This window comes from Bacillus sp. FSL K6-6540, assembly GCF_038007545.1.
Genome location: NZ_JBBOXH010000001.1, coordinates 832,439 through 853,945, shown reverse-complemented (window position 1 = coordinate 853,945; position 21,507 = coordinate 832,439). Strand labels below are relative to the sequence as shown.

At 53.7% G+C, this 21,507-nt stretch carries 21 protein-coding genes; 5 read left to right on the top strand and 16 right to left on the bottom strand.

Annotation, left to right across the window (positions count from 1 at the left end):
• Positions 1–51 precede the first annotated feature (51 nt).
• The 4 genes from MHH82_RS03735 to MHH82_RS03720 all read right to left on the bottom strand — a co-directional run bounded on the left by MHH82_RS03735 (position 52) and on the right by MHH82_RS03720 (position 3,638).
• On the bottom strand, positions 52–1,149 hold the full coding sequence (locus MHH82_RS03735) for a metallophosphoesterase (protein WP_186326545.1): 1,098 nt from the start codon (positions 1,147–1,149) through the stop codon (positions 52–54).
• Between the two features lie 114 nt (positions 1,150–1,263).
• Positions 1,264–1,575, bottom strand: coding sequence for a hypothetical protein (locus MHH82_RS03730; protein ID WP_009593441.1), 312 nt, complete (start codon positions 1,573–1,575; stop codon positions 1,264–1,266).
• Positions 1,576–1,798: 223 nt separating this feature from the next.
• Entirely contained in the window at positions 1,799–2,710 is a 912-nt protein-coding gene (locus MHH82_RS03725) for a TrmB family transcriptional regulator (RefSeq protein ID WP_340963410.1), read from the bottom strand.
• 97 nt (positions 2,711–2,807) lie between these two features.
• Positions 2,808–3,638: a zinc ribbon domain-containing protein gene (locus MHH82_RS03720; RefSeq protein WP_012818903.1), complete on the bottom strand. Its 831-nt coding sequence runs from the start codon at positions 3,636–3,638 to the stop codon at positions 2,808–2,810.
• 376 nt (positions 3,639–4,014) lie between these two features.
• On the opposite strand from MHH82_RS03720, the gene MHH82_RS03715 reads away from it, so the two are divergent.
• Positions 4,015–4,383, top strand: coding sequence for a hypothetical protein (locus MHH82_RS03715; protein WP_012818902.1), 369 nt, complete (start codon positions 4,015–4,017; stop codon positions 4,381–4,383).
• Between the two features lie 171 nt (positions 4,384–4,554).
• On the opposite strand, the gene MHH82_RS03710 is transcribed toward MHH82_RS03715, so the two are convergent.
• The 3 genes from MHH82_RS03710 to MHH82_RS03700 form a co-directional block, all read right to left on the bottom strand.
• Complete coding sequence (locus tag MHH82_RS03710) at positions 4,555–5,433, bottom strand: M15 family metallopeptidase (protein WP_036664536.1); 879 nt, start codon at positions 5,431–5,433, stop codon at positions 4,555–4,557.
• A 186-nt stretch (positions 5,434–5,619) separates the two neighbouring features.
• Positions 5,620–6,387, bottom strand: coding sequence for a hypothetical protein (locus MHH82_RS03705; protein WP_340963403.1), 768 nt, complete (start codon positions 6,385–6,387; stop codon positions 5,620–5,622).
• Positions 6,388–6,442: 55 nt separating this feature from the next.
• Positions 6,443–9,544, bottom strand: a complete 3,102-nt coding sequence (locus tag MHH82_RS03700; RefSeq protein WP_145040768.1) for a DEAD/DEAH box helicase — start codon at positions 9,542–9,544, stop codon at positions 6,443–6,445.
• Between the two features lie 321 nt (positions 9,545–9,865).
• On the opposite strand from MHH82_RS03700, the gene MHH82_RS03695 reads away from it, so the two are divergent.
• A complete protein-coding gene (locus MHH82_RS03695) occupies positions 9,866–10,078 on the top strand; it encodes a PLDc N-terminal domain-containing protein (protein WP_012818898.1) in 213 nt (70 codons plus the stop codon).
• Between the two features lie 91 nt (positions 10,079–10,169).
• Here MHH82_RS03695 and MHH82_RS03690 read toward each other — a convergent pair whose 3' ends face one another.
• The 3 genes from MHH82_RS03690 to MHH82_RS03680 form a co-directional block, all read right to left on the bottom strand.
• Positions 10,170–11,459, bottom strand: coding sequence for an ABC transporter substrate-binding protein (locus tag MHH82_RS03690; protein WP_012818897.1), 1,290 nt, complete (start codon positions 11,457–11,459; stop codon positions 10,170–10,172).
• Between the two features lie 139 nt (positions 11,460–11,598).
• Entirely contained in the window at positions 11,599–12,435 is an 837-nt protein-coding gene (locus MHH82_RS03685) for a carbohydrate ABC transporter permease (protein ID WP_012818896.1), read from the bottom strand.
• Positions 12,435–13,316 (bottom strand): carbohydrate ABC transporter permease, encoded by an 882-nt coding sequence (locus MHH82_RS03680; protein WP_009593034.1) that lies wholly within the window; start codon positions 13,314–13,316, stop codon positions 12,435–12,437. Before MHH82_RS03680 ends, MHH82_RS03685 begins: the two co-directional genes overlap by 1 nt.
• Positions 13,317–13,469: 153 nt before the next feature.
• Between MHH82_RS03680 and MHH82_RS03675 the strand changes: the two genes are divergently transcribed.
• The 3 genes from MHH82_RS03675 to MHH82_RS03665 all read left to right on the top strand — a co-directional run bounded on the left by MHH82_RS03675 (position 13,470) and on the right by MHH82_RS03665 (position 17,732).
• The gene (locus MHH82_RS03675; protein WP_012818895.1) at positions 13,470–15,254 is read left to right on the top strand and encodes a sensor histidine kinase; all 1,785 of its coding nucleotides are present in this window, start codon (positions 13,470–13,472) and stop codon (positions 15,252–15,254) included.
• Between the two features lies 1 nt (position 15,255).
• Positions 15,256–16,872, top strand: a complete 1,617-nt coding sequence (locus MHH82_RS03670; RefSeq protein ID WP_012818894.1) for a response regulator — start codon at positions 15,256–15,258, stop codon at positions 16,870–16,872.
• Between the two features lie 95 nt (positions 16,873–16,967).
• On the top strand, positions 16,968–17,732 hold the full coding sequence (locus MHH82_RS03665; RefSeq protein WP_145039899.1) for a tryptophan-rich sensory protein: 765 nt from the start codon (positions 16,968–16,970) through the stop codon (positions 17,730–17,732).
• Positions 17,733–17,838: 106 nt separating this feature from the next.
• Here MHH82_RS03665 and MHH82_RS03660 read toward each other — a convergent pair whose 3' ends face one another.
• The 6 genes from MHH82_RS03660 to MHH82_RS03635 all read right to left on the bottom strand — a co-directional run bounded on the left by MHH82_RS03660 (position 17,839) and on the right by MHH82_RS03635 (position 21,443).
• On the bottom strand, positions 17,839–18,219 hold the full coding sequence (locus tag MHH82_RS03660; protein ID WP_009593048.1) for a RidA family protein: 381 nt from the start codon (positions 18,217–18,219) through the stop codon (positions 17,839–17,841).
• 68 nt (positions 18,220–18,287) lie between these two features.
• Positions 18,288–18,962, bottom strand: a complete 675-nt coding sequence (locus MHH82_RS03655; protein ID WP_340963383.1) for an NAD(P)H-binding protein — start codon at positions 18,960–18,962, stop codon at positions 18,288–18,290.
• A 71-nt stretch (positions 18,963–19,033) separates the two neighbouring features.
• Positions 19,034–20,320, bottom strand: a complete 1,287-nt coding sequence (locus MHH82_RS03650; protein ID WP_036664546.1) for an MFS transporter — start codon at positions 20,318–20,320, stop codon at positions 19,034–19,036.
• Between the two features lie 146 nt (positions 20,321–20,466).
• Complete coding sequence (locus MHH82_RS03645; protein WP_036664548.1) at positions 20,467–20,742, bottom strand: hypothetical protein; 276 nt, start codon at positions 20,740–20,742, stop codon at positions 20,467–20,469.
• Positions 20,743–20,774: 32 nt separating this feature from the next.
• Positions 20,775–20,978 carry a CsbD family protein gene (locus MHH82_RS03640; protein WP_009593042.1) on the bottom strand — a complete coding sequence of 68 codons (204 nt, stop codon included), beginning with the start codon at positions 20,976–20,978 and terminating at the stop codon, positions 20,775–20,777.
• Positions 20,979–21,221: 243 nt separating this feature from the next.
• Positions 21,222–21,443, bottom strand: a complete 222-nt coding sequence (locus tag MHH82_RS03635; protein WP_036664551.1) for a twin-arginine translocase TatA/TatE family subunit — start codon at positions 21,441–21,443, stop codon at positions 21,222–21,224.
• Between the last annotated feature and the right edge of the window lie 64 nt (positions 21,444–21,507).

Sequence of the window (21,507 nt, the reverse complement as noted above, 5' to 3'; positions counted from 1 at the left end):
CTGACATCAAAAAAAAGCCACCTCAACGGTAGCTTTCTCCGACAATTTCATCTATTGAAACGTAACATGGATCTGCACGATCTCGGAACGGGAGCCCAGCCGAATCGGCGGTCCCCAGAAGCCGTAGCCCGAGGACACGATGGAATGCATCCGGCCTTTTTGCAGATATCCCCAATCGTTCTCGAACAGGGCCCTCGTAATCAAATGCGCCGGGAATACCTGACCGCGGTGCGTATGCCCCGACACGATCAGATCAACGCCCTGCTGCTGTGCTTCGTCCAGCGCATTCGGCTGATGATCGAGCAGAAAAACCGGCTTGGATAAATCCGCCCCTTCCATGATCATGGACAAATCTGCGCGGTCCTGATCCTGTTTATCCCGCCTGCCTACCAGCGTCAAGCCCTCCACCGTCAGTTTCTCGTCATACAGCACGGTCATACCGCTGTCCTCGAGAGCCGATATCAGCTCCGTAATCTCCCCTTCGAATCGGTCATGATTGCCAAGCGAAGCATATACGCCATAGGTCGCCTGGATACCGGTCAAAATCCGATCTATCCCCTGGCTTAAATAAGCATCCAGATCATCATCAATAATATCGCCTGGAAACAGCACCAGATCCGGCTTCAATCCGTTGATCTCCTTCACCATGCGCTCAGCGTGCGCCTTGCCAGAAAGGACGCCGAAATGCATATCGGACGCCATGACGATATTCAGCTTCTCCATGGTACCCGCATCCTTGTCCACCTGAATATCGTAAGCACGTACGGTTGGACTATAAGCGTTAAAGGAGCCGAAACCGATCGCGATCACCATCAGCACCAGCACGACGGATACCGCCGCCTTCTCCAGCCCGTCTCTTCGCAATGCCGTCATCCTCAGCAGCCATAACACGATGTGCATCAACGGGAGAAGGATAATCAGCACATAAAAAATAGCCATCCAATACGATCCTATAATATTCAGCACGGTTGGATTACCGAAAAACCGTCCTGATATAAACGATGTCGATACCACGGTCAGCACGACTATGTATACCCATTTGAGCGCCATGGACGGCCCCGGCCTCAACCAGCTCCATACGCTTCGGCCAATATAATAAACCAGCAAGCCGTATATCAAAAGCGCCACGATTCCTGCAATAATAAACATCGCCATCCCCTTCCGTACATCCATTATAGCAAGCGGATTTTACAAATCCCAGCGGACGTTGGCGGAAGGCGGAGGGCTTATGATCTTCGCATGGTTCTAAATAGCATCAAGAAGTTACAAACCCGTGCGTTGTTTCGGCAGCAGCTCGTTCAGCAGCGCCTTCAAATTACGGTCTTCCGTATATCGCTCCTGCCCCATATCCAATTCATTCACGCGTATATACGTATAGCTTTCGGCGCCGTTCTCCGGTTTAAAGAGAAGTTCATCATGCGGGTCAGGCACCACCCGGTACTCCATTTCATGAAACATATCGAGCAGCTGCTCACCTGTAGGAGTCTCTCCCTTATCAACAAAAATCAATCCCCGCAGCTTCTTGGGGCCTTCTTTATGTCCGACTGTAAAATGAACGATGCATTCCATGCTCATCCATCTCCCTTCTTGGTTGTTATGTTATCCGTTCACACCCGTCTCATTCATGTTCTCCTGCCATCTCGGCCTTCATTCACGCGGGTTGCCGGTCTTAAGCAAATAAACGCCAAGATGAATCCCGGCGTTCCTAATCATTATGTCTATTCCATTCTACGATGAAACATGATGCTTAACTGTGACAAAAGTCACTTCCGGAAAGGCAATGATCTACAACGTGCCCCTAGGCCGTATTACGATTGGAGTCCCCGTTCACTTCTTCGGGATCGCCTTCATGCCCCGCCAGCGGGCGGGTTATCGATGACGCAGCCAGGTCTTCCTGCTCTTCCTGCTCTTCAGTCTCCGGCTCCGCATTAAGATACTCGCTTTGAATCAGGCCAAAGTGTTCTCCGTAACGCGCTTCCAGCTGCTCGCCCATGTCCTGTTCCAACTGGAACAATACCATCTCCTGGGTAAAATGATGCAAGAGCAGCTCTGCCATGACCGGATGCTCCGTGATGACCGCTCCCGTATCATAGTCCCCGCCGCGCATCCCTAAGATGCACCATTGCCGATCGACGACAAACGAGAACTTCCGGCCACCGGCCCTTCGCTCCGCAAGGTCGCTCCACCCAGGCCACGCCAAAGTTCTTGAGAGTCCCTGATCTGGACCATCGCAAGCCCACAGCACTTTCACTCCTCTTGCCTCCGCTTCCGCCAGCGGCTCACGGAGCAGCGACGCTTCCTCGCGCCAGACGTCAACGACGATCTCCCGTTTCGCCCGCTTCAGCTCCCGTACAAGCACATCAAGCACCGCCTGATCCCCCTCCATGCTAAGGAAGGGAGCGGCCGTGCCGCTGCTCCGCGGCAGGCTCTTCTCAACAAAAGCGAGGGATGCCTCCACGCGCCCGGATATCATCCGCGTCAATTCCTCCGGCTTCAGCGAACGGTAACGGACAGGTTCCCCGTCCATTCGCTCAAGCGCTCTCTGCCGCTCCAGACGCTGCATGGCCGCATAAACGTTGGAACGCGAAGCGCCCAAACGTTTAGCTACCTCATACCCGCCTGCAGGCCCATGCTCGGCAAGGTCCACCATAATCTTCGACTCAATTTCCGTAAATCCCAAATTGCGCAAATGATGCAGCAATTGTTCCATAATATTAGTCCTCCCATAGATGCTCGAACGCTTGCTCTATCATTCACACTGTCCTTTATTCATCGCGCAAGGGCATGATCGTCCGAATCCCTATCTCTTAAATCTGTTCAGCTCCGCAGCGCGGACACCATTTCGAGCCTTTCGGCAGGTCGACGCTGCAAATTTGGCACTTCACCATGTCGCGGGTCGCTTCATCGTCTCCTACGTAGTCTTGACTTTGATTATTTTCCTGCCAGAAACGAATGCGGCGGTCCAGCTCCAGCTGTCTCTCCCGCTCGCGCTCGAGCTCTTCCCAATGGCGGCGTTCCCTCTCCTGCTCCTCCTGCTCGAGGCGCAGCCGTTCAGGATCAACCTCCGGTTCAGACGACCGCTCGATGATCTCCTCGCGCTGGCGTTCCGGTTCAGGATCATAGAGGTCGGGCTCGTACGGATCCGGATTCGGACGATAATCATAGGTCTGGACATCGTCCTGTTCCTCCTGGATTTCTTCAGCCGCCGCATATTCGCGTTTATCGAACATGCTCTTGCGCTCGGGCTCCCGCGGCTCTTCCGGCGCTGACTCCTCAGGGTCAATCAAATTGGCAAGCTTGTTTCCGCAATACGGGCAGAAATTCGCGTCCAGCGCGACCACGCGTCCGCATTCGCAGACCCGTTCATTCTTGAGCACCGCGATGCGGTTCCGTATCGCTTCGATTTGCTCCTGCAATCCATCGCAGGTTTGCGCGAGCTCGACCATCTCCTTTTCCGCAATCGACATATCCTGCTGACGGTAGCCCTCATAGAATACTTTACCCATCTGCAGGTAATACGAGTTCTTCTGCTGTTCGATTTCGGAAATTTGGCTGTTGAGCTTATTCACTTCGACCACGTGCTGCGCCTTTTCCGTTGCGCGGTTAGCTCCATCCTTGAGTTTCTGTAAAATCTTCATTTATGAATCCTCCTCTTTCTCATATCCCGATTCACCGGCGGTCCGCCGGCACATTGTCATATCTCTTCATCAAGGTTATAAACGATTTATAGCCAGCCATAAACCGGCTGCCCCATGTTTCTTTGCAGTTCGCAGATTTGCTCATGTGTCATGATATGATCCTCATCGTCCAGTATACTGCCGTCATGGTGATTCTATCATACCAAATTCCTTGCCCCATGTGAAAAAGGAAGCCCCTTCCAACTTCGCTTCTGATTCATCCGGCCCCCGAACGTGTATATGATTAGAAAAATGCACAGTAAGGGGCGGCGGCCGGTTTAAACCCCGTATCCTATTCCGTGCAGCCTTGAGCTGCCGAAGTCTGGAGGGATTTATCATGACAAACGATAAAAAGACGTATTATGTTTCAGTCAATCACAACCTGATCCAGGATGTACCGAACGATACGAACGAATATGTCGTATATATGGATGATGAAGAGGTCTCGAAGCTGAGGGGGCTGCTCCATGAGGTCAGCAGCAGCGACCGGTATGCTTTTAAACGGACGTTCGTCCCATATAAATCGGCAGATCATGACGATGCCGCCGAGGAATACGATGAACGGACGATTAATCTTTACACCTTTCTCCATGAACATGGGGATGAACGCACCCGCAAAACCATCGAGGATATGAACATCATCGGCAAGCTGAACGATACCGGCTACGATGATCCCGGTTATGAAGACTCGCCGCTGAATAAGTAATCCGAATGCTTCAGTCCAAAAACAAAGGAATCCCGGAGCGAGCCGCTCCGGGATTCCTTTGTATAACTAGAACATCGCCCGGTCTTGCGCAGGTCCTGTTCTACTTTATAGATTCGCAAGCCGCGGTACAAGGATAAAAAGTCCCGTTTATCCTACGACTATTAGCACAGCTTACAGTTTAATGTTCGCTTCGTCGAAATACTCCTCCAGCGTCAGGCCGCTGTCGGCGATATCCGGTGCCAAATCCTTTCCTACGTAACGGATATGCCAAGGCTCGTATACATAGCCGGTAATATCCTCGGCCCCTTCCGGATAACGAATGATAAAGCCGAATTCCGGCGCGCGGCTCGCCAGCCACTGTCCTTCCTCCGTATGGCCGAACGTTTCCTCCAGCGCATTGCCCGCGCTAGGGCTGGATACGTCGATGGTCAGGCCGGTTTGATGCTCGCTCGTACCCGGCACAGCGCTTACGCGGTTAGCCTCGGCTTCCCCCTTGGTACGAACATTGTTCTCATATATGGTTTTTTGGCGGGCATAAGAACGGTATCCCGATACGGCCCGAAGCTCGATGCCGTCCGCTTTGGCCGCGTCGAACAATTCCTCGAGCGCGTCCGCCGCTTCTTGTCTCAGGTGCCGTTTCTCGTGCGGCTCATCAAAAGAAAACGGAACATCCGGCTCTACAAGATCGCTCGGCTCATAACCGTCCGGCAAGCTGCGCTGCTTGTTCACGACTACCGTCACGGCCTCCGCATTGGTCACGACCTGCTTGCCCCCGCTCTCCTGGATGGTGGCCTGGAGTGCATTCTCGCTGCGCTTTGCCATGACCGGATCCGCCGGCTGATTCTCAGCCCCCGTTTCCCCGTTCTCCGATCCGCCTTCAGGAAGCGTGCTGCCTTCCTGGCCCTCGGCCGGCGACTGCAATTCCTGCCCCTGTTCCTTGCCGGAGCCGGCATCGTCGGATTGGCATCCCGCCAGAATGGCCCCTGCTAACAGCAGGGATGACAGCATTACGCTTGTAAACCGGATTCCTCTTCCCGAAAATGCATTCATCTCTGCTACTTCCTTTCCCACAGTTTGTCCTGCCCCCATTGTACCTTATTCGGAATAAACAGGACAAACGAGCCGCTGACGAATCATGACGGATTTACACCGTTTACGTCAGGTATTCGGCAGCTTGCCTCGATTTACGGCGCTGCTCTTATCGAATTCCATACCATTCTGCAATGGATGTCCAAGCTATGGCGAAGGCGGCTCCAAGCTGCGGCGCTTCTGGTCCGCTTGCTTGGCCGCCCCGCGAGCGATCAGGGCAAGCGCTTTGGACGCGCCGCGAACGCCCGGCAGCAAGCCTGTCCAGTCGCCCGCCGGGCCGAGCTGATCCGCCGGAGGCGGCGGCGACAGCTGCACCGCCAGCTCGCTAAGCTGCGGGCCGGGCCGGTGCAAGCGGCCCTCGGCCGCCGCTTCGGCCACCCATTCGCCCGGAGAAGGACCGGACGGTCCCTTCTCCTTCGCGCGGGCGGCCGACTCCGCGGCGGAGCCGCCTGCCGGCGGCGGGGCTGCTTTGGCCCAGGCGTCGAAGACGCCGGCCAGCAGCGCTTCCCGCGGCAGCCCCAGCAGCGTCAGCAGCTGGAGCGGCTCTGCCGCTAGGCGCCGGGCTGCGGCAGCCAACAAGGCTGCGGCATGCCCGCAAGCCGCTCGGCCGCATGTGCAGCGCGCTTCGGCTGCAAGCTCTCCACCCCGCAGGGGGGATGGCGCCAGTTCATCCAGCCAAGGGGCGCCCTGACCTGCAAGCAGGCGGTACAGCGCCTGCGGGTCTTCCTCCAGATAAGCCAGAACCGCCTCGCGGGCGGCAGGATCCCATTTCTCCACCTGCACGCTGACCTCATAAGTCTCCGAAGATTCGATGTCTCCGTCCGCTTTTCCCTTCAACCATCCCGGTTCGATCTCGAGTCTGAGCCCTTCGCCTAATCCCGCAGTTTCCATAGCCCGCACCTCCTTACATTCCATTCGCGTACCGGTACGCCTGGTAGGCATGATGCCATCCGCGGACCGGCATTTTCGGTTACATCCAATCCTGCTCCTGAAGCTCGATCAGCTGGCGGAGCTCGCCGTCCGACATCTCCGTCAGCCAGGTTTCGCCCGACCCGACCACCTGCTCGGACAACGCCTTCTTCTGTTCGATCAGCTCGTCGATCCTCTCCTCCAGCGTTCCCTGGGAAATCAGCTTGTGCACCTGAACGTTGCGGTTCTGCCCGATCCGGAATACGCGGTCCGTCGCCTGATTCTCGACCGCCGGGTTCCACCATCGGTCATAATGGAGCACATGGTTCGCACGGGTCAAATTCAGGCCTACGCCCCCGGCTTTCAACGACAGGACAAAGAACTCCGTCCCCTCGCCTGCCTGGAACGCCCGTACCATCTCATCCCGTTCGCGTTTTTGCACCCCTCCATGAAGGAAATACGGCTGTTTTCCGTATTTACGTCCAAGCATGCTCACCAACAGCTCGCCCATGCCCACATACTGGGTAAAGATCAGCGCCGATTCTCCCACATCCGCGATGCTGTCCAGAATTTCGAGCATGCGCTCCATCTTCCCGGAGGACTCGGGACGCACAGCGCGTCCATCGTCGCGTCGAAGCAGCTGCGGATGATCGCATATCTGCTTCAGCTTGGTGAGGGATGAAAGCACAAGCCCCTTGCGCGCCATGCCCGTCCGACTCTCGATCTGTCCCATCATCTCGTCGACGACGGCTTGATACATCGCGCCTTGAACCTCGGTCAGCGGACAATACGATTTCAGTTCCAGCTTCTCCGGCAGATCCTTACGGATGTCCGGATCGCTCTTGAGTCTGCGCAGCATGAATGGAGAAACCAGCTTGTGAAGCTCCCGGAATCTCTCCTGCTGCCCTTCACCCGGCGCATAGCGCTGACGGAAGCTGTTAAACGATCCGAGATATCCCGGATTGAGAAAATGGAAGATCGACCACAGCTCCGCCAGACGGTTCTCCACCGGCGTCCCCGTCATCGCAATGCGGTGCGGCGCGGATAATTTCATGACGCTCTGCGCCTGCTTCGTACGATAATTTTTAATATACTGGGCTTCATCGAGCACCACGCTCGACCACTGGATCGCGGATAAGTCCCCGCCGTCTCTTCCGGCCAAGTGATACGTCGTCAGCACGATATCATGATCGGCCGCCTCCTGCAGGAAATCGTCTCCGCGCAGACGACGGACGCCGTGGTGCACATGCAAGGTCAGATCCGGCGCAAATCGCTGAATCTCCCGCTGCCAGTTACCCAGAAGCGAGGTCGGGCAAATGATCAGCACCGGGTCTCCCGCGGCTTCGGTATTGAGGCGCTCCAGCAGGCAAGTGATGACCTGCACCGTTTTTCCAAGCCCCATATCGTCTGCAAGGCAAACGCCAAATCCCAAATCGCGCATCACGCTTAGCCACTGATATCCCCGTTCCTGATACGGTCTCAACTCTCCGTGAAGCGAGGAAGGGATCGGGCGGGACGGCAGCTTGCGCACCGTTTCCCCGTCCAGCAGGGAGGACAGCAGGCCCGTTGTCTCCACTTCTTCGATGAAGAGCCCCTTCCACAGGCGCTCTCCATCCATTTCGGCGCTCAGGTGCATCCATTCGGCCAGCTCCATCTCGCCCTTCTCGTGGCGTTTCATGAAGCGCAGCACCTGATTGATCTCCTTCAAATCCACCTCAACCCATTCCCCGCGGAACTGGACGTAAGGCAGATTCTGTTCGGCCAAAAATTTCAATTCCTCGCGCGTCAGGGTATGGCCGCCCATCGCGGCGGATATTTGGAAGCTCACCAGATGCTCCATTCCGAGCACCGGCGTCGACTGTGCTTCGCCTGACGATCTTGCATCCGGCATCATTTTGAGGGATAAGCCGACGCGGCGGCGTCCTTCCCTGCTCCAGCGGGACGGCATTTGAACCGTAACGCCGCTCGCCGTTAATCTCGGAACCGATTCCTTCATGAACGTCGACAACCGCTCAAGCGGCAGGGTGACGCTCTCCGGAGCGCGCCCGTACAAGCCTTCCGACAGTTCGGGAGCCAGCGCCGCGGCTTCTCCCAGCCTCATGAGCAGCTGTAGCTGGGCCCCAGCATACATCCGTCCGCGCAGCAGCTGATCGGATTCCGGACTTCCCCATACGCTCCGGACCGGCATCAATAAGCCTTCATCCTCCTGGCTTCGTGCCCAGAAGGTTACCTTCCAGTCCTTCCGGCTCTCTTCCAGCGGCGGTTCGAGCCGCAGCCCAAGGGCAAGGGTTCCGTTCTCAGGAGGCTGATCCTCCCCGCCGGCGTAAGGGAACACGGTCCCCCCAACCCGTTCTACGGCTTCCTCAAGCTCGCCCACTTCCTCCACCGTTCCTTGAATGGGAATATCCCGACTGACCGTCAACAGACTGTTCCACCACAGCTCGGTAAGCGGGGATTGTCCCCGCCGGTAGTTCGCCAGATAGGCCTTCAGCTTGTCCTCCGATTCGCGGACGGCAGCCCTGGCTTGACTGTCGATCACGCCGCACAGGAAAGAATACAGCACGATCGCCCCCGCTTCCTCCCGCGTGGAAGGATCGGTTCCGGCAAGCGCTGCAGGCGTCCCGATGGCAATAGGAGGAATATTCGCCGCCAGCTGCAGAAAACGGGCCGTATCCTCGGTATTCAGCTGCGGTTTCCATACCGCTTTTATCGTGTGCATCGACGTTTTGCGCCTTCCGGCGGAAGGTACCTCCGCCGTCCCTGGTGCAAACTTCCCCTGCAATAACAGCTCCAATGCGAATCTGCTCGCTTGCACCCAATATTCCATTTCTTCGCCGATGGCCAAACCCTGAGCTTGGGTATGCTCGGGATCGAGCGAAACCAGCATGGAGAATGCGTCTCCCGGTGTCAGCGCAAGCCCTTCCATCGTCCGTCCGCCAAGCGTCTTCCGTTCCGGACGCCGCGCGCTTTTCGATCCGAGGACTTTGGCCGGATATCTGAGCTCGGCAAGCCGGAGGGAAGCGTTAGCGAAGGGACGGGTTCCATCCGGTTTGCGAAAGGTTCGGACCACTCTGCTCCATGCATCCACTCGGGGCTCCGAAACCTCACCGGAAAAACAAAAGAATACGTCACCTAACCATACGCCATAGAGCGGTTGATTCATCGTTGTCTCCCGTCTTTTCCTGCTTTATAGATATTATTACTATCTTATACGATAGCAACCTAATTTCAAAACGATACGGATTATGGCCAGTGCCAAAATAACGTCAACCTTTATCATACCATGTTTTTACTATTTCGTTATGATCTATGTATTGCATAGCGAATTCTTCTATTATATAGAGTAATGAAAAATCCTTGTTCTTATGCAGTCTCCCGTTGATTCTTGCCGCCCAAATTTTCGAAGCCTGCATTTTTTATGCGACCCTTCCGCTGATCCGGCGTATGTAGATCATACATTAAGAGTTCGGGAGGTCTTGCATTTATGGGTTTTATAGGCTTTGGTATTTTCGGGATTGCGGCTTTATTGCTGGGATTGTTCTTCTTTCTTCTTCACATTGCCGTCTGCGTATGGGGTTATAACGATGCCCGGCGGAAAGGGCGCAGTCCCGAGTTCGCGATTCTTGTTGTGCTGGGTTTATTGTTCTTCCCTGTGGTAGGTCTTATTATTTACCTGCTGATTCGCAATAATTATTAGCCTCCACAACAAAAAGACGGTGCAGGTTCGTCCTGCACCGTCTTTTTTGACGTCCATAATCATTCGGATGGCAATCGTGCCGACCTCGCGATTACTTCGCCTTTAAGCTGTCCCATGATTTCTGAATGCCTTCGAACAATTGGGTTTTGTCCACGTTGCCAGCCACATAACCCTGCATCTGGCTGCCGAATTCATTCATGCCGCCGTCCGGGAATTTGTTGAATTCCCAGCTGAGCGCTTTGTTCTCTTGGCTGTACTTCATGACATCGTTCCCCAGATCGCCAAGCGTCTCGCTGTTCGCCTCGATGCTGGTCAGTGCCGGGATGAATTTGAACTCTTCCGTAATGTAGCGTTTACCGGTCTCGGAAGTGACGAGCCAGTTCAGGAATTCCTTGGCTTCGTCCTTCACCTTCGATTTGTTGTTCACGACCCAGTTGTTCGGCACGCCGACCGGAAGCTTGTCGTTCTCTTCGGCGTTGTCATTGATCGGCATCGGCAGAAGGCCGATGTTCAAGTCCGGGTTGATGCCGTCGATCTGCACCTGCGTCCAGTTCCCGTTCTGGGTCATGGCCGCTTCACCGCTGGCAAAGGTCGTGATTTCCGTGTTGTAATCCGTCGTCAGCGGGTTCTTCTGGCCGTATTGGACGGTGAGGTCGAACAGTCTCATCCATTCATCGAACTTCGCGTTGCCAACCAGCTTCTCCGTGCCTTCATTCATTCCTTTGACGAATGCATCGGGATCTTCCTGATGGGCGAACGGAATGTTCAGCAAGTGGTTGGCCAAAATCCAGGTTTCCTGGTATCCGTTCACGAATGGCGTAATCCCAGCCGCTTGCAGCTTTTTGGCAGCTTCCTCAAGCTCCGTGAGTGTCTTAGGGAGTTCGGTGATTCCCGCTTGCTCAAACAAGTCTTTGTTATAAATGAATCCGTAACCTTCGATGGTCATCGGTTGTCCGTACAGTTTACCGTCTTTTGTCATGGGTTCTTTGGCAACGTCAACAACGTCCTTCACCCATGGCTGGTCCGAGAGATCCTCGACATTCTCAAACCATGTCTCCAGATCGCGGTATCCGCCGACGTTAAAAATGTCGGGCTCATCGCCGGAAGCGAATTTCGCCTTCAGCGCCGCACCGTAATCGGAGCCGCCGCCAACCGTTTGAATATCCAGCTTGATGCCGGGATGCTCTTTTTCGTACTCGGCCTTCAGTTTGTTCAAAGCCTCGGCGATTTCGACTTTAAATTGAAAAATCTTAATCGTTTTCGTTCCGCCCTCGGCACCGCCTTCAGCACCTTGGCCGTCCTCGTTGTTGCCGCCGCAGGCTGCAAGCAGCGTGGAGAAAGCCAAAACCATGACCAGGAGCAGCTTACCGTATTTCTTCATTGTAAAACCTCCCTTTTCTTCTATAACATCGTGTCCAGCATGCGTTGATAGCGTTTACTTTTTCAGTATAATCAACCTATTTTCGTTAGATCAGGTATTATATTGATCTTTGAGGGGGAAGGAATTGACCGTTTGGCGGTTATCCCTTCACCGCTCCTTGCGTAATTCCCTCAATGATGTACTTCTGCATGGCCAGGAAGAACAGAATGACCGGCATGATCCCCAGCACCAGCGCCGGGAGGGCCAAGTCCCACTGCTTGGTATACTGCCCAAAAAAGGCAAAAGTAGCAATTGGAATCGTCCGAAGCTCGGCAGACTGCAGAATCAGGGACGGCAGCAGGTAGTCATTCCATATCCACAAGGTGTTCAGGATGATCACCGTCACGAACATCGGCTTCATCAGCGGGAAAACCACCCGGAAGAATACGCCGTACCCGCTGGAGCCATCCACGGTCGCGGCTTCCTCGATCTCCATCGGGATCGATTTCACGAAGCCATGGAACAGGAATACGCTCAGCGGAACCCCGAAGCCCAGGTAACAGATAATCAGTCCGTACAAGCTGTTGTTAATGCCGAGCGTTGCCGTCACTTTCACGAGCGGAATCATGATCGATTGGAATGGAATGACCATCGCCGCCACAAACAGCGCAAACATGATCTGGTTAAAACGCGTGTTGCGGCGAACCATCTGGTAAGCGGTCATGGCGCTTAACATCGCCAGCAGCAAGTTGCTCGCCACCGTAACGACCAGCGAATTCCAGAACGCCTGCGGGAAGTTGGTAATGTCCCACGCCCGTGAATAGTTGCTCCATTCGAACGTAGTCGGAAGCCCCGCCGAATCGGTTAACAGCTCGCCGAAGGTTTTGACGGAGTTCACGAACAGGAAGTAGAACGGGACTAGGAAGAGCAATGCCACGATGACCATGATGATCTCGGTGGCCATGGTGTTCAGCCGGTATTTTCTTGTAGTCTCCATTAGGCTTCAACCTCCTTGCTCTTCGTGAATCGAACTTGCAGGCTTGTTATGATGGCAACCACGATGAAGAATATGACCGCCTTCGCCGTTCCGAGTCCGAGACGGTTATTCGTATAGGCCTCGTTGTAAATATTCATGGCCACCGACTCGGTCGAGCCGAACGGGCCGCCTTTGGTCAGGGATAGGTTCAGGTCGAACATTTTGAATGACCAGGAGATCGCCAGGAACAAACATACCGTAACCGCCGGCATGACAAGCGGGATGATAATGGACCGCAGTACCTGCCCCCTGCTCGCCCCGTCGATTTCGGCAGCCTCCAGAATATCCTTTGGCACATTGTTAAGCGAGGAGATATAGATGACCATCAGGTACCCCGCCGTCTGCCATACAAAAACGATTACAATTGCCCAAAAGGCAGTTCCCTTCGTGCCGAGCCAAGGCAGGTTAAAGAATCCGAGGTTCGTGGCATTGCCGATCGCCGCAAACCCTTTCACAAAGATAAACTGCCAGATGAAACCGAGCAGCAGGCCGCCGATGACGTTTGGCATGAAGAAGATCGTCCGCAGCACGTTTCGTGTCTTCAAAGGCTTCGTCAGAAAGTACGCCAGAATAAATCCTAGAAGATTCGTAAGGATGACGCCAAGCACCGTAAACCGGGTCGTAAACCAGAAAGCATCCCGGAATTTATCATCGTTGGTAAAGATGGTAACAAAATTATCAAAGCCGACAAAATCGATTTTGCTTGACACGCCATTCCAGTTCGTGAAGGAATAATAAAGACCCAGGAGGAACGGAATGATCATGATGAGGATGAAAAATATGGTGGAGGGCCCCACGAAAAGAAACTGCTGCAGCAGCGCCGAAGATTTTTTTCGATTCATCCCTTGATCTCCCCTTTTCGTTAAGTTGTTGTATGATGTACAGCTATTATGCGGTAACCTGTAAACAATAAACACGGAGAATCATGAACCGTTAGGTGTAAAATATTGACCATACGCGCTTATGCCCATTCGATAATTCCGAGGTGATCCTTCATGAAATATCGCAGCATCCAGACCCGGCTGATCACGTTCATGCTCGCCGTCACGACCATCCCGCTCCTGCTCTCGTTAATCATCACGTTTACGCATACGCGGGAGTCCGTGAAGGAGCAGACGGTGAACGAAAATGTGCGGCTGATCTATCAAGGAGCGACCAATCTGATGAACTATCTGCGCGGCATCGACCGCGCGTCGCTGTCCGTTTATTCGGATCCCCATTTTTTGCGCAACCTTGCCCTGGATCCCGATAACCACCGGGTCGTAGCCGAGCTGTATGCAACCTTGCAGGCCATCCAAACGGGCACGCAGGACGTTCACCAGATTTATCTGCACAATCAATTGACGGGACAATCCACCCAGATATCCAGCAATCTGCCAAGAAGGGAATTCCGGCAGGCTCCGTACCGCAAAATAGAAGAGTTCGGCGAAGGCAATACAGCCATCGAGCCCGTCCATCAGGTGCATAGTTACGGGTTCCCTCCGCGGCCCGCGGACATCCTGGATTTTGAGGTGATCACCTTCTACCGATCCATCACCAACGTGCCTGCGCCGGACCAATATGCCCTCATGGCCATTGACGTGAAACTCGACAGTATCTTGGCCATATGCGATCAGCTGTATGCTAAAGGGGAAGAGGCGCTATACTTGATTGATAGCAGCGGCAGCATCATATACGGTCCGGATCCGCAGCAGAGAGGTCAAGCACTGGACGATCCTGAGCTTATGGACGTCATCGCTCAAGCGGAAAGAGGATATTATGACGGCGAGGATGCGATGATTGTCTATGAGAAGCTCGATTTGCCTTACGCACCCTGGACGCTCGTCAAGCAAATTCCGCACCAAACGCTGTACAAACATTCGACGGAATTAACGAGCATTAACGCGATTATTGCGATTTTAGCGCTATTCATTGTCATATTCGGCACATTATGGATATCGATTCGAATCACAAAACCCATTAAACAGCTCACAACCTATATGAATCAGGTGAAAACCGGGCGGCTCGACGTGAATATTGACGTGACAAGCCCGGATGAGATCGGAATTCTGTCCCGACGCTTCCGAACGATGATGGATACCATCAACAACCTGATCCTGCGCGAGTACCGGTTGGAAATCGCCAATAAAACCAACCAACTGAAGGCGCTACAGGCCCAGATCGATCCACATTTTCTATACAATACGCTCCAGTCCATCGGCACCTTGGCCCTGCAGCACAACGTGCCGAGGATCTATTCCCTGCTCTCTTCGCTGGCGAATATGATGCGCTACAATATGCGCAACAGCGAGGGCAAAGTGACGCTTCAGGATGAGATCAACCATGTGCGGCTGTACCTTGAGCTGCAGAAACAGCGGTTCCGCGATCAGCTGGAAATCATCTGGGATGTGGATCCGGAAAGCCTCACGACCCCGGTTCCGAAGATGATCCTGCAGCCGATCGTTGAGAATTATTTCAAGCATGGCATGAACACGCACGCCGGCGTCGGCCGCATCTCCATCTCCACCCGCATCGCGGAGGATGGCCGCTTGATCGTTGTCATTGAGAATAACGGGGCTTCCATCGAGGAGGCGGAGCTCGCCTCGATCCGCGGCAAACTTGAGACGGCCTTTCATCACCCTGACCGAAACGATGCCGGCGAAGATTCTATCGGGCTGTTGAACGTATACATGCGGTTGAACCTGTACTCCAACAATCATGCTGAATTAACCATAGAGAATGCAGAGCCCCACGGCGTCAAGGTTACGCTCGATATTAAACCACGGGAGAGTGAACACTAGAATGAGAGTATTGATCGTAGATGACGAACAGCACGTTCGGGAAGCTATAGGGCTTCTGGCAGACTGGGAACGGCATGGCATAACGGAGATCGACCAGGCCGCCGACGGCGAGGAAGCGGTAAGGCTAATCGAGGAGAAGAAACCGCAGATTGTCCTGACCGACATGCGGATGCCCCGCAAAAACGGACTTGAGCTGCTGACCTGGCTGCATGCCACGAAACCGGATATTAAAGTGCTTGTCATCAGCGGATACGATGATTTTGAATATGTGCGCCATACCATCCGTTCGGGAGGCATCGATTATATTCTCAAGCCCGTGGATCCGGACAGCTTGAACGAGGCGCTGGCCAAAGCGGTTGAAACCTGGCGGCTTGAGGAAGAGAAACGGCGGCATATGACCAATCAAAATATTGAAATGAATCAGATGACCCCATTCTATATGGACCGCCTGCTCTCGGATCTCGTGAACGGCTACGGCAGCAGGGAAAGCGTCGTCTCTCAATTGCGGAAACGGATGACGCTGCCCGAAACCGGCATGGCTTGCAACGTTGCCGTGCTCCGCGACGATCAATTTGACGAAGCTTTGCTGTCCAAATTCCGCAATAGGCGGCATCTGCTGTCCTTCACCCTCATCAACATTTGTAATGAGCTGTTGAAGGATCGCGGAATAGCCTTCCGGCATATCGACAAGCCCGGAGAAATCATCCTGCTCTGTTGGAATCCACGTCTTCCCTTTAACGACCTGCTGGATCGAATCAATGACGGGTTCTTCTCCACCCTTCGCAGGCGGAGCCATTTCGGCGCCGCCGAAGCGGGCGCTTTTCCCCAAGATCTGCCCAAGGCTTATTCGACTGCAGTCCAAGCGCTGTGCAGCCGTAATCTATTGACCGGCAAGTGCCACATCCATCGTGAGCGCGCCGTCGAAAGCGAGGGCTCGCGCACCTTGCGGCTCTCCTCCTACGAGGAGGAATTCAAGCTGGCCGCGCTCAGCGGGAGCAAGGAGCGCATCGAGGCGGCCACGGCAGAGTGGCTGCAGGAGGTTCGCGAGAGGGATCTTGTTTCTCCCGAGCATCTGATGAGGTGGAATTCGGAATGGGACTGGATCCAGTATCATTGGACGGAAAATGAAGTGAAAAGCACGCAGGAGCCCGTTGAGGACGCTGAAATTTCGCAGGACCTTCCCTCCGCCCTCCCTTACAGCGAGGATGGCATGATTTGCTGGGACCGCTGGCGCGAACAGATCAGCGGAAGGCTCTATGCGGCATCCCGGGTCCTTACCCAGATCCATTCGAAGGACAATCACATCATTCATGACATAGCCCAATATTTGGAGCAGCACTATCATGATGAGATTTCGCTGCAGCAGATCGCAGGCAAGTTCTTTCTTAGCAGGGAGTACATTTCCCGTAAATTCAAGCAGGAATTCGGCGTGACGTTATCGGATTTCCTCGGTCGGATTCGAATCGAGAAAGCCAAAACGCTGCTGCTCAATCCCCAAATTCGGATTGCCCAGATCGCGGAGATGGTCGGTTACCAGGACGAGAAATATTTTAGCAAAGTGTTCAAGAAGATGGAGGGTTTCACGCCGAACGAATATCGCAAGAAGCATATGAATTAAGGAAACTATCCCCCCCTTTCTTTTGGCTGCTGGCTCGTTATCCATTCTTTTGGGTATATTCTATATAGTCCAGACTGATATCAGGAGGAGATTGTATGTACCGCACGAACCCGTACCGCTGGTGGAATCTGCTGTTCTTCCTCGGGGTTATCACCGTGAACATGTTATCGGGCATGCTGCCGCTGGGCGGCAGAACGACCGGGGAGATATCGGATATGTATTATACGGCGATCACTCCCGCAGGGTATGCCTTTTCCATATGGTCCGTCATCTATGTGCTGCTGCTCTTTTTTGTCATCTACCAGCTGCGCCGCGACTCCGGAAACCGGGATTCCGTCAAATCCATCGGTCCATGGTTTATTCTCAGCTGCGTATTCAATATGGCATGGCTTGTACTATGGCACTATTTGTATATTGAATGGTCTGTCGTTGTGATGTTATTGCTGCTGCTGACCCTATGGGTTCTATATGTGCGCACGCATGCGATAGACTATCCGACGCCCGGCGAGAGATTCTGCCTGAAGCTGCCGTTCAGCCTATATATCGGCTGGGTGTGCCCTGCCTTTATCGTTAATGTCGGGATCGTGTTCCAAAAGAATGGCTGGAGCCTCTTCGGGCTGCGCGAGTCCGCTTTGGGTATCGCCCTGCTCTGCGTAGGCGCTTTACTCGCCATCCTGATCGGACTGCGATACCGGGACGGCATCGTGCCGCTGGTCTTCACCTGGGCTTACATCGCCATCGCCGCCGAGCATCGGGAGACCGACAGTATTTTAATGACCGCCTTCGTGCTCTCGATCATCTTGTTTGTATTTGCCGTATGGCTCTTCTTCACGCGCAATCGGAGACGATCCCGGTATTAAAGCGCGGATTCATCGGCTCGTTCTTCAGAATTTTCATCGAAAGGATTTAGAACAAGCAAAAGGAGCTTTGCCGACGCAGGCAAAGCTCCTTGTACGTTCATATCGTTTAATTCTTAACGGCTATAACCTCGATCTCTACCAATCCGTCCTTCGGCAGACGAGCAACCTCCACGGCACTGCGCGCAGGATACGGCTCGGAGAAGAAACTGCCGTACACTTCGTTCACCGCCGCGAAATCGTTCATATCCTTCAGGAATACCGTGGTTTTAACCACTTGATCCAGGCTTGTCCCGGCAGCTTCAAGGATTGCCTTGACATTGCTGAGCGAAAGCTTCGCTTGTTCCTGGACCCCTTCACCGAATTCTCCTGTTTCCGGATTCAATCCCAGCTGGCCTGAAGTATATACGAATCCGTTGATTTCTACAGCTTGGCTGTATGGTCCGATGGCTCCCGGGGCTTTGTCGGTCGATATGATATGTTTACTCATGATATATCACCCTTTCTATGTATTCCTATATGTGTACATTGTAATCCGCCGCGGGTTCTCTGGCAAATTTAATCAGCGGCCTCGCCTAGAACATGCATCACTTCATTGGTGTATACATGATGGCCTTTCATATCCGTTAGACCGATGTTCACCATGGACCTGGCGACCTTCTGCGCCGGAATGGCCCGGTATGGGGCAAGCTTCGGACCCCTGAATGCAAAGTCGAGGGAAGTCATTAGAAGCGAAGCCGCCCGCTCCCCAAACCGCCGTTCGGGCCTATCCCCCAGCAATAACGACGGTCTGAACAGATGCAGTCCTCGGAAACCGATTCCGGCCAATCGTTCTTCAACCTCTCCCTTGGTGCGAAGATAGAAATTACGAACCTTCGGATTGGCGCCTACGGAGCTGACCGCCATAAATTGCTTCACTCCGTTCTGCTTGGCCAGCTCTGCCGTCTTGATGACATAGTCCACATCCACTTTACGGAACTGCTGCTGGGACCCCGCTTTCCTGATTGTGGTCCCCAGACAGCAATACACGCTATGGACGCCGGAAAAAGCGTCGCCGTATCGTTCCAGCTGATCCCACTCCACCAGGATGGGCAGCAGCTTGGGATGCGTGACCTCCGGGAGTCTTCGCACCAGCACGCGCACCTCATCAAGCTCCCCGCGGCCCAGCAGCTCGTCGGTTACCGAACGCCCCACAAGCCCCGTGGCCCCGACTACGAGTGCAACCTTTCCCAACGAAACCCCTCCTTTTCGTTCATCATATGAAATATCCATGACATGAAAGACATCGGCTGCCTGCCGTTCTTCTAAGCGGAACGAAGCACTCTCCGCCCCACCGTCAAAGCAATCAGTACCATCAACACGCCCACCGCGGTTTGAAAACCATATCGGGATACCCAGTCGGGCGCATGTGCAATCCCTTTGAATATGAGACCGCCCAGCATGGGACCGAGAAAAGAGGCAAACCCCGTGATGGAGGAGTATACGGCAATGAACATCGGCCGTTCGCTTTTCGGCGTATCTCCGATCATGAAGTTAAAGGCAAGCTGGTTAAAGCCGCCTACGCCGGCACCAAGCAGCATATGCGATAACAGCAGCACCGGAATTACGGGCAGGACGGACAGCAAGCCCCATGTCAAGCACGACCCCGCAATCAGCGGCAATGTCCAATAGAGCAAGGTTCTGTTGCTGAAACGCGCATTCAAATTTCCCCATACGTAGAAACCGGTCATCATGATCACGGTCTGCGCAACGGTCATGATGGATACGATCGAATACGAAATATGCAGAACGTCCAGCATGGCGTACGAATAGAGCGGAACAATCAACGTCTGCAGAAAGAGCCAACCAGCCAGAAACAGCGTAGATTTGATAAACGTCGTATCCGACAGCGGCTTGCGGATCATCGCCCTAAACTGACGCTCGCTCGAATGCTCGAAGGGAGGATCAGGATACAAGAAGAACATGGATAAGTTCGCAGCGATGGCAATCCAAGAAATCATAAACAGAATCAGGAAGCCCCCGCCGCCGGGATAACGGTCCAGGATGATCCCGCCAACAAACAGGGTCAGGGCTCCGAGCGCATTCAGGATGGTATTGCGTATGCCGAAATAACGCCCCCGCACTTTGGCCGGCACCATGTCGCTAATCAGCGAGGTCCACAGCATGCCGGATACGGTATTGGCAATAAAGGCGCCCATATAAAGGATCATAAACACCGGAACCCACCATCGTTCCGGGAAAATAAACGGGATCAGGCCCGTAGCCCCCCACAACATGCGGTGCATAAAGGTAAACACAATCATTGCTTTCTTGCGGTACTGCAAGCGCTGGATCAGGTACGCAACCAGAATCTGAAGCACGTTGAACAGCGTGGTGACGGCCAGAACAAAACCAACCTCACTGGATTCCGCGCCTAAGTACAATAAGTATCCTGTCAAGAAGGGACCGCCCAGCAGCGTCTGCAAAATGATCGCCGGAACCCCTTCCCATGTGGCCGTCATCAAATGTTTGCGTTGATGCGAAACCTGTTTGCGCGGCTTGTGAATAACCTGGACAGCCTTGATGTTGATACACTCCTTCGATGTCTTCAAATGGGCTGATCAAACTTCCTTTTGACCTCATTCTACACCGCATCGGACCCAAGTCAATATGACTTTTGAAATATAAAACTCACATGAATTTCTCATTGCATATTACCTGGACAGACAGGCTTAAAAAGTCAAAAAAAGAGCGCAAATCAGGCTCGATTTGCACTCTTTCTCCATGCGGTTATGAAACTGGCCAGCGGTTTCCATTCCCTGCCGAGCCAGCCGGAGGACACGGAAGATTCTTCCGCCATGAAGCCCGCGGCGGGCGCTGCCGCCTGCTGACTGTCCGTGACAGGGAGAATCTCCTCGTTCGTCATCTCGTAGTATCCCAAATGATAGGTGCTGACCATATCTCCGTGTAAGGTAAACACCTTGCCGTCACGAATATCGATCACCTTGCCGGTCACAACACGGGATTCCAACATGATTCGTACTGCCTCCCTTATCGTCTTGTGGACTAGTCGCGGTATCTTGCACTCCAATCCGTATATTCGCGCTCTGCCGCATCCTTCGTATGCCCGTAGCGTTCCTGCAGCTTGCCAACCAATTTATCTTTCTCGCCGTCGATCACATCAAGATCGTCATCCGTCAATTTGCCCCATTGCTTCTTCGCTTCACCCTTCATCTGCTTCCATTTCCCTTTAAATACGTTGCTATCCATAAGTATCAGCTCCTCTTAGCGTAATGGATGATGAATTGTATCATTGCCTGTACTTGTGTATACCCGTCAGGAGTTTCTCTGAATCCTGGCAAACGATGACAACGGGGAGTTCCGCTCTCGAACCATACCTCAAGCGCCGCATGCAAAAAGCTGCCGCCGTGGACTTCAATCATCCGTGGCAGCAGCTTGGATTGTACAGAGATATCCATTTTCATAGCATAAGGGAGAAATTAAACTTCCCTATCAGCCTTTCAGTTTGATGACGGCTCCCTCCCTTTCCCTCTCCCTCTCCTTATCCTTCTCCTCCTCTTTATCCTCGCCAACCAGCTCTCTGGCGGAGGCTTTGAATTCGGACAATGTGCGGCCCACCGCCCGGCCGAGCTCGGGCAGCTTGGAAGGTCCGAACAGAATGAGCACGACAATCAAGATCATCATCAATCCGACAAAACCGACATTTTGGAACATAGAACCCAACTCCTTTAATATGTGATGGTAACGGTTCATGTTGAAAGCCAGCGGCCATTCGATC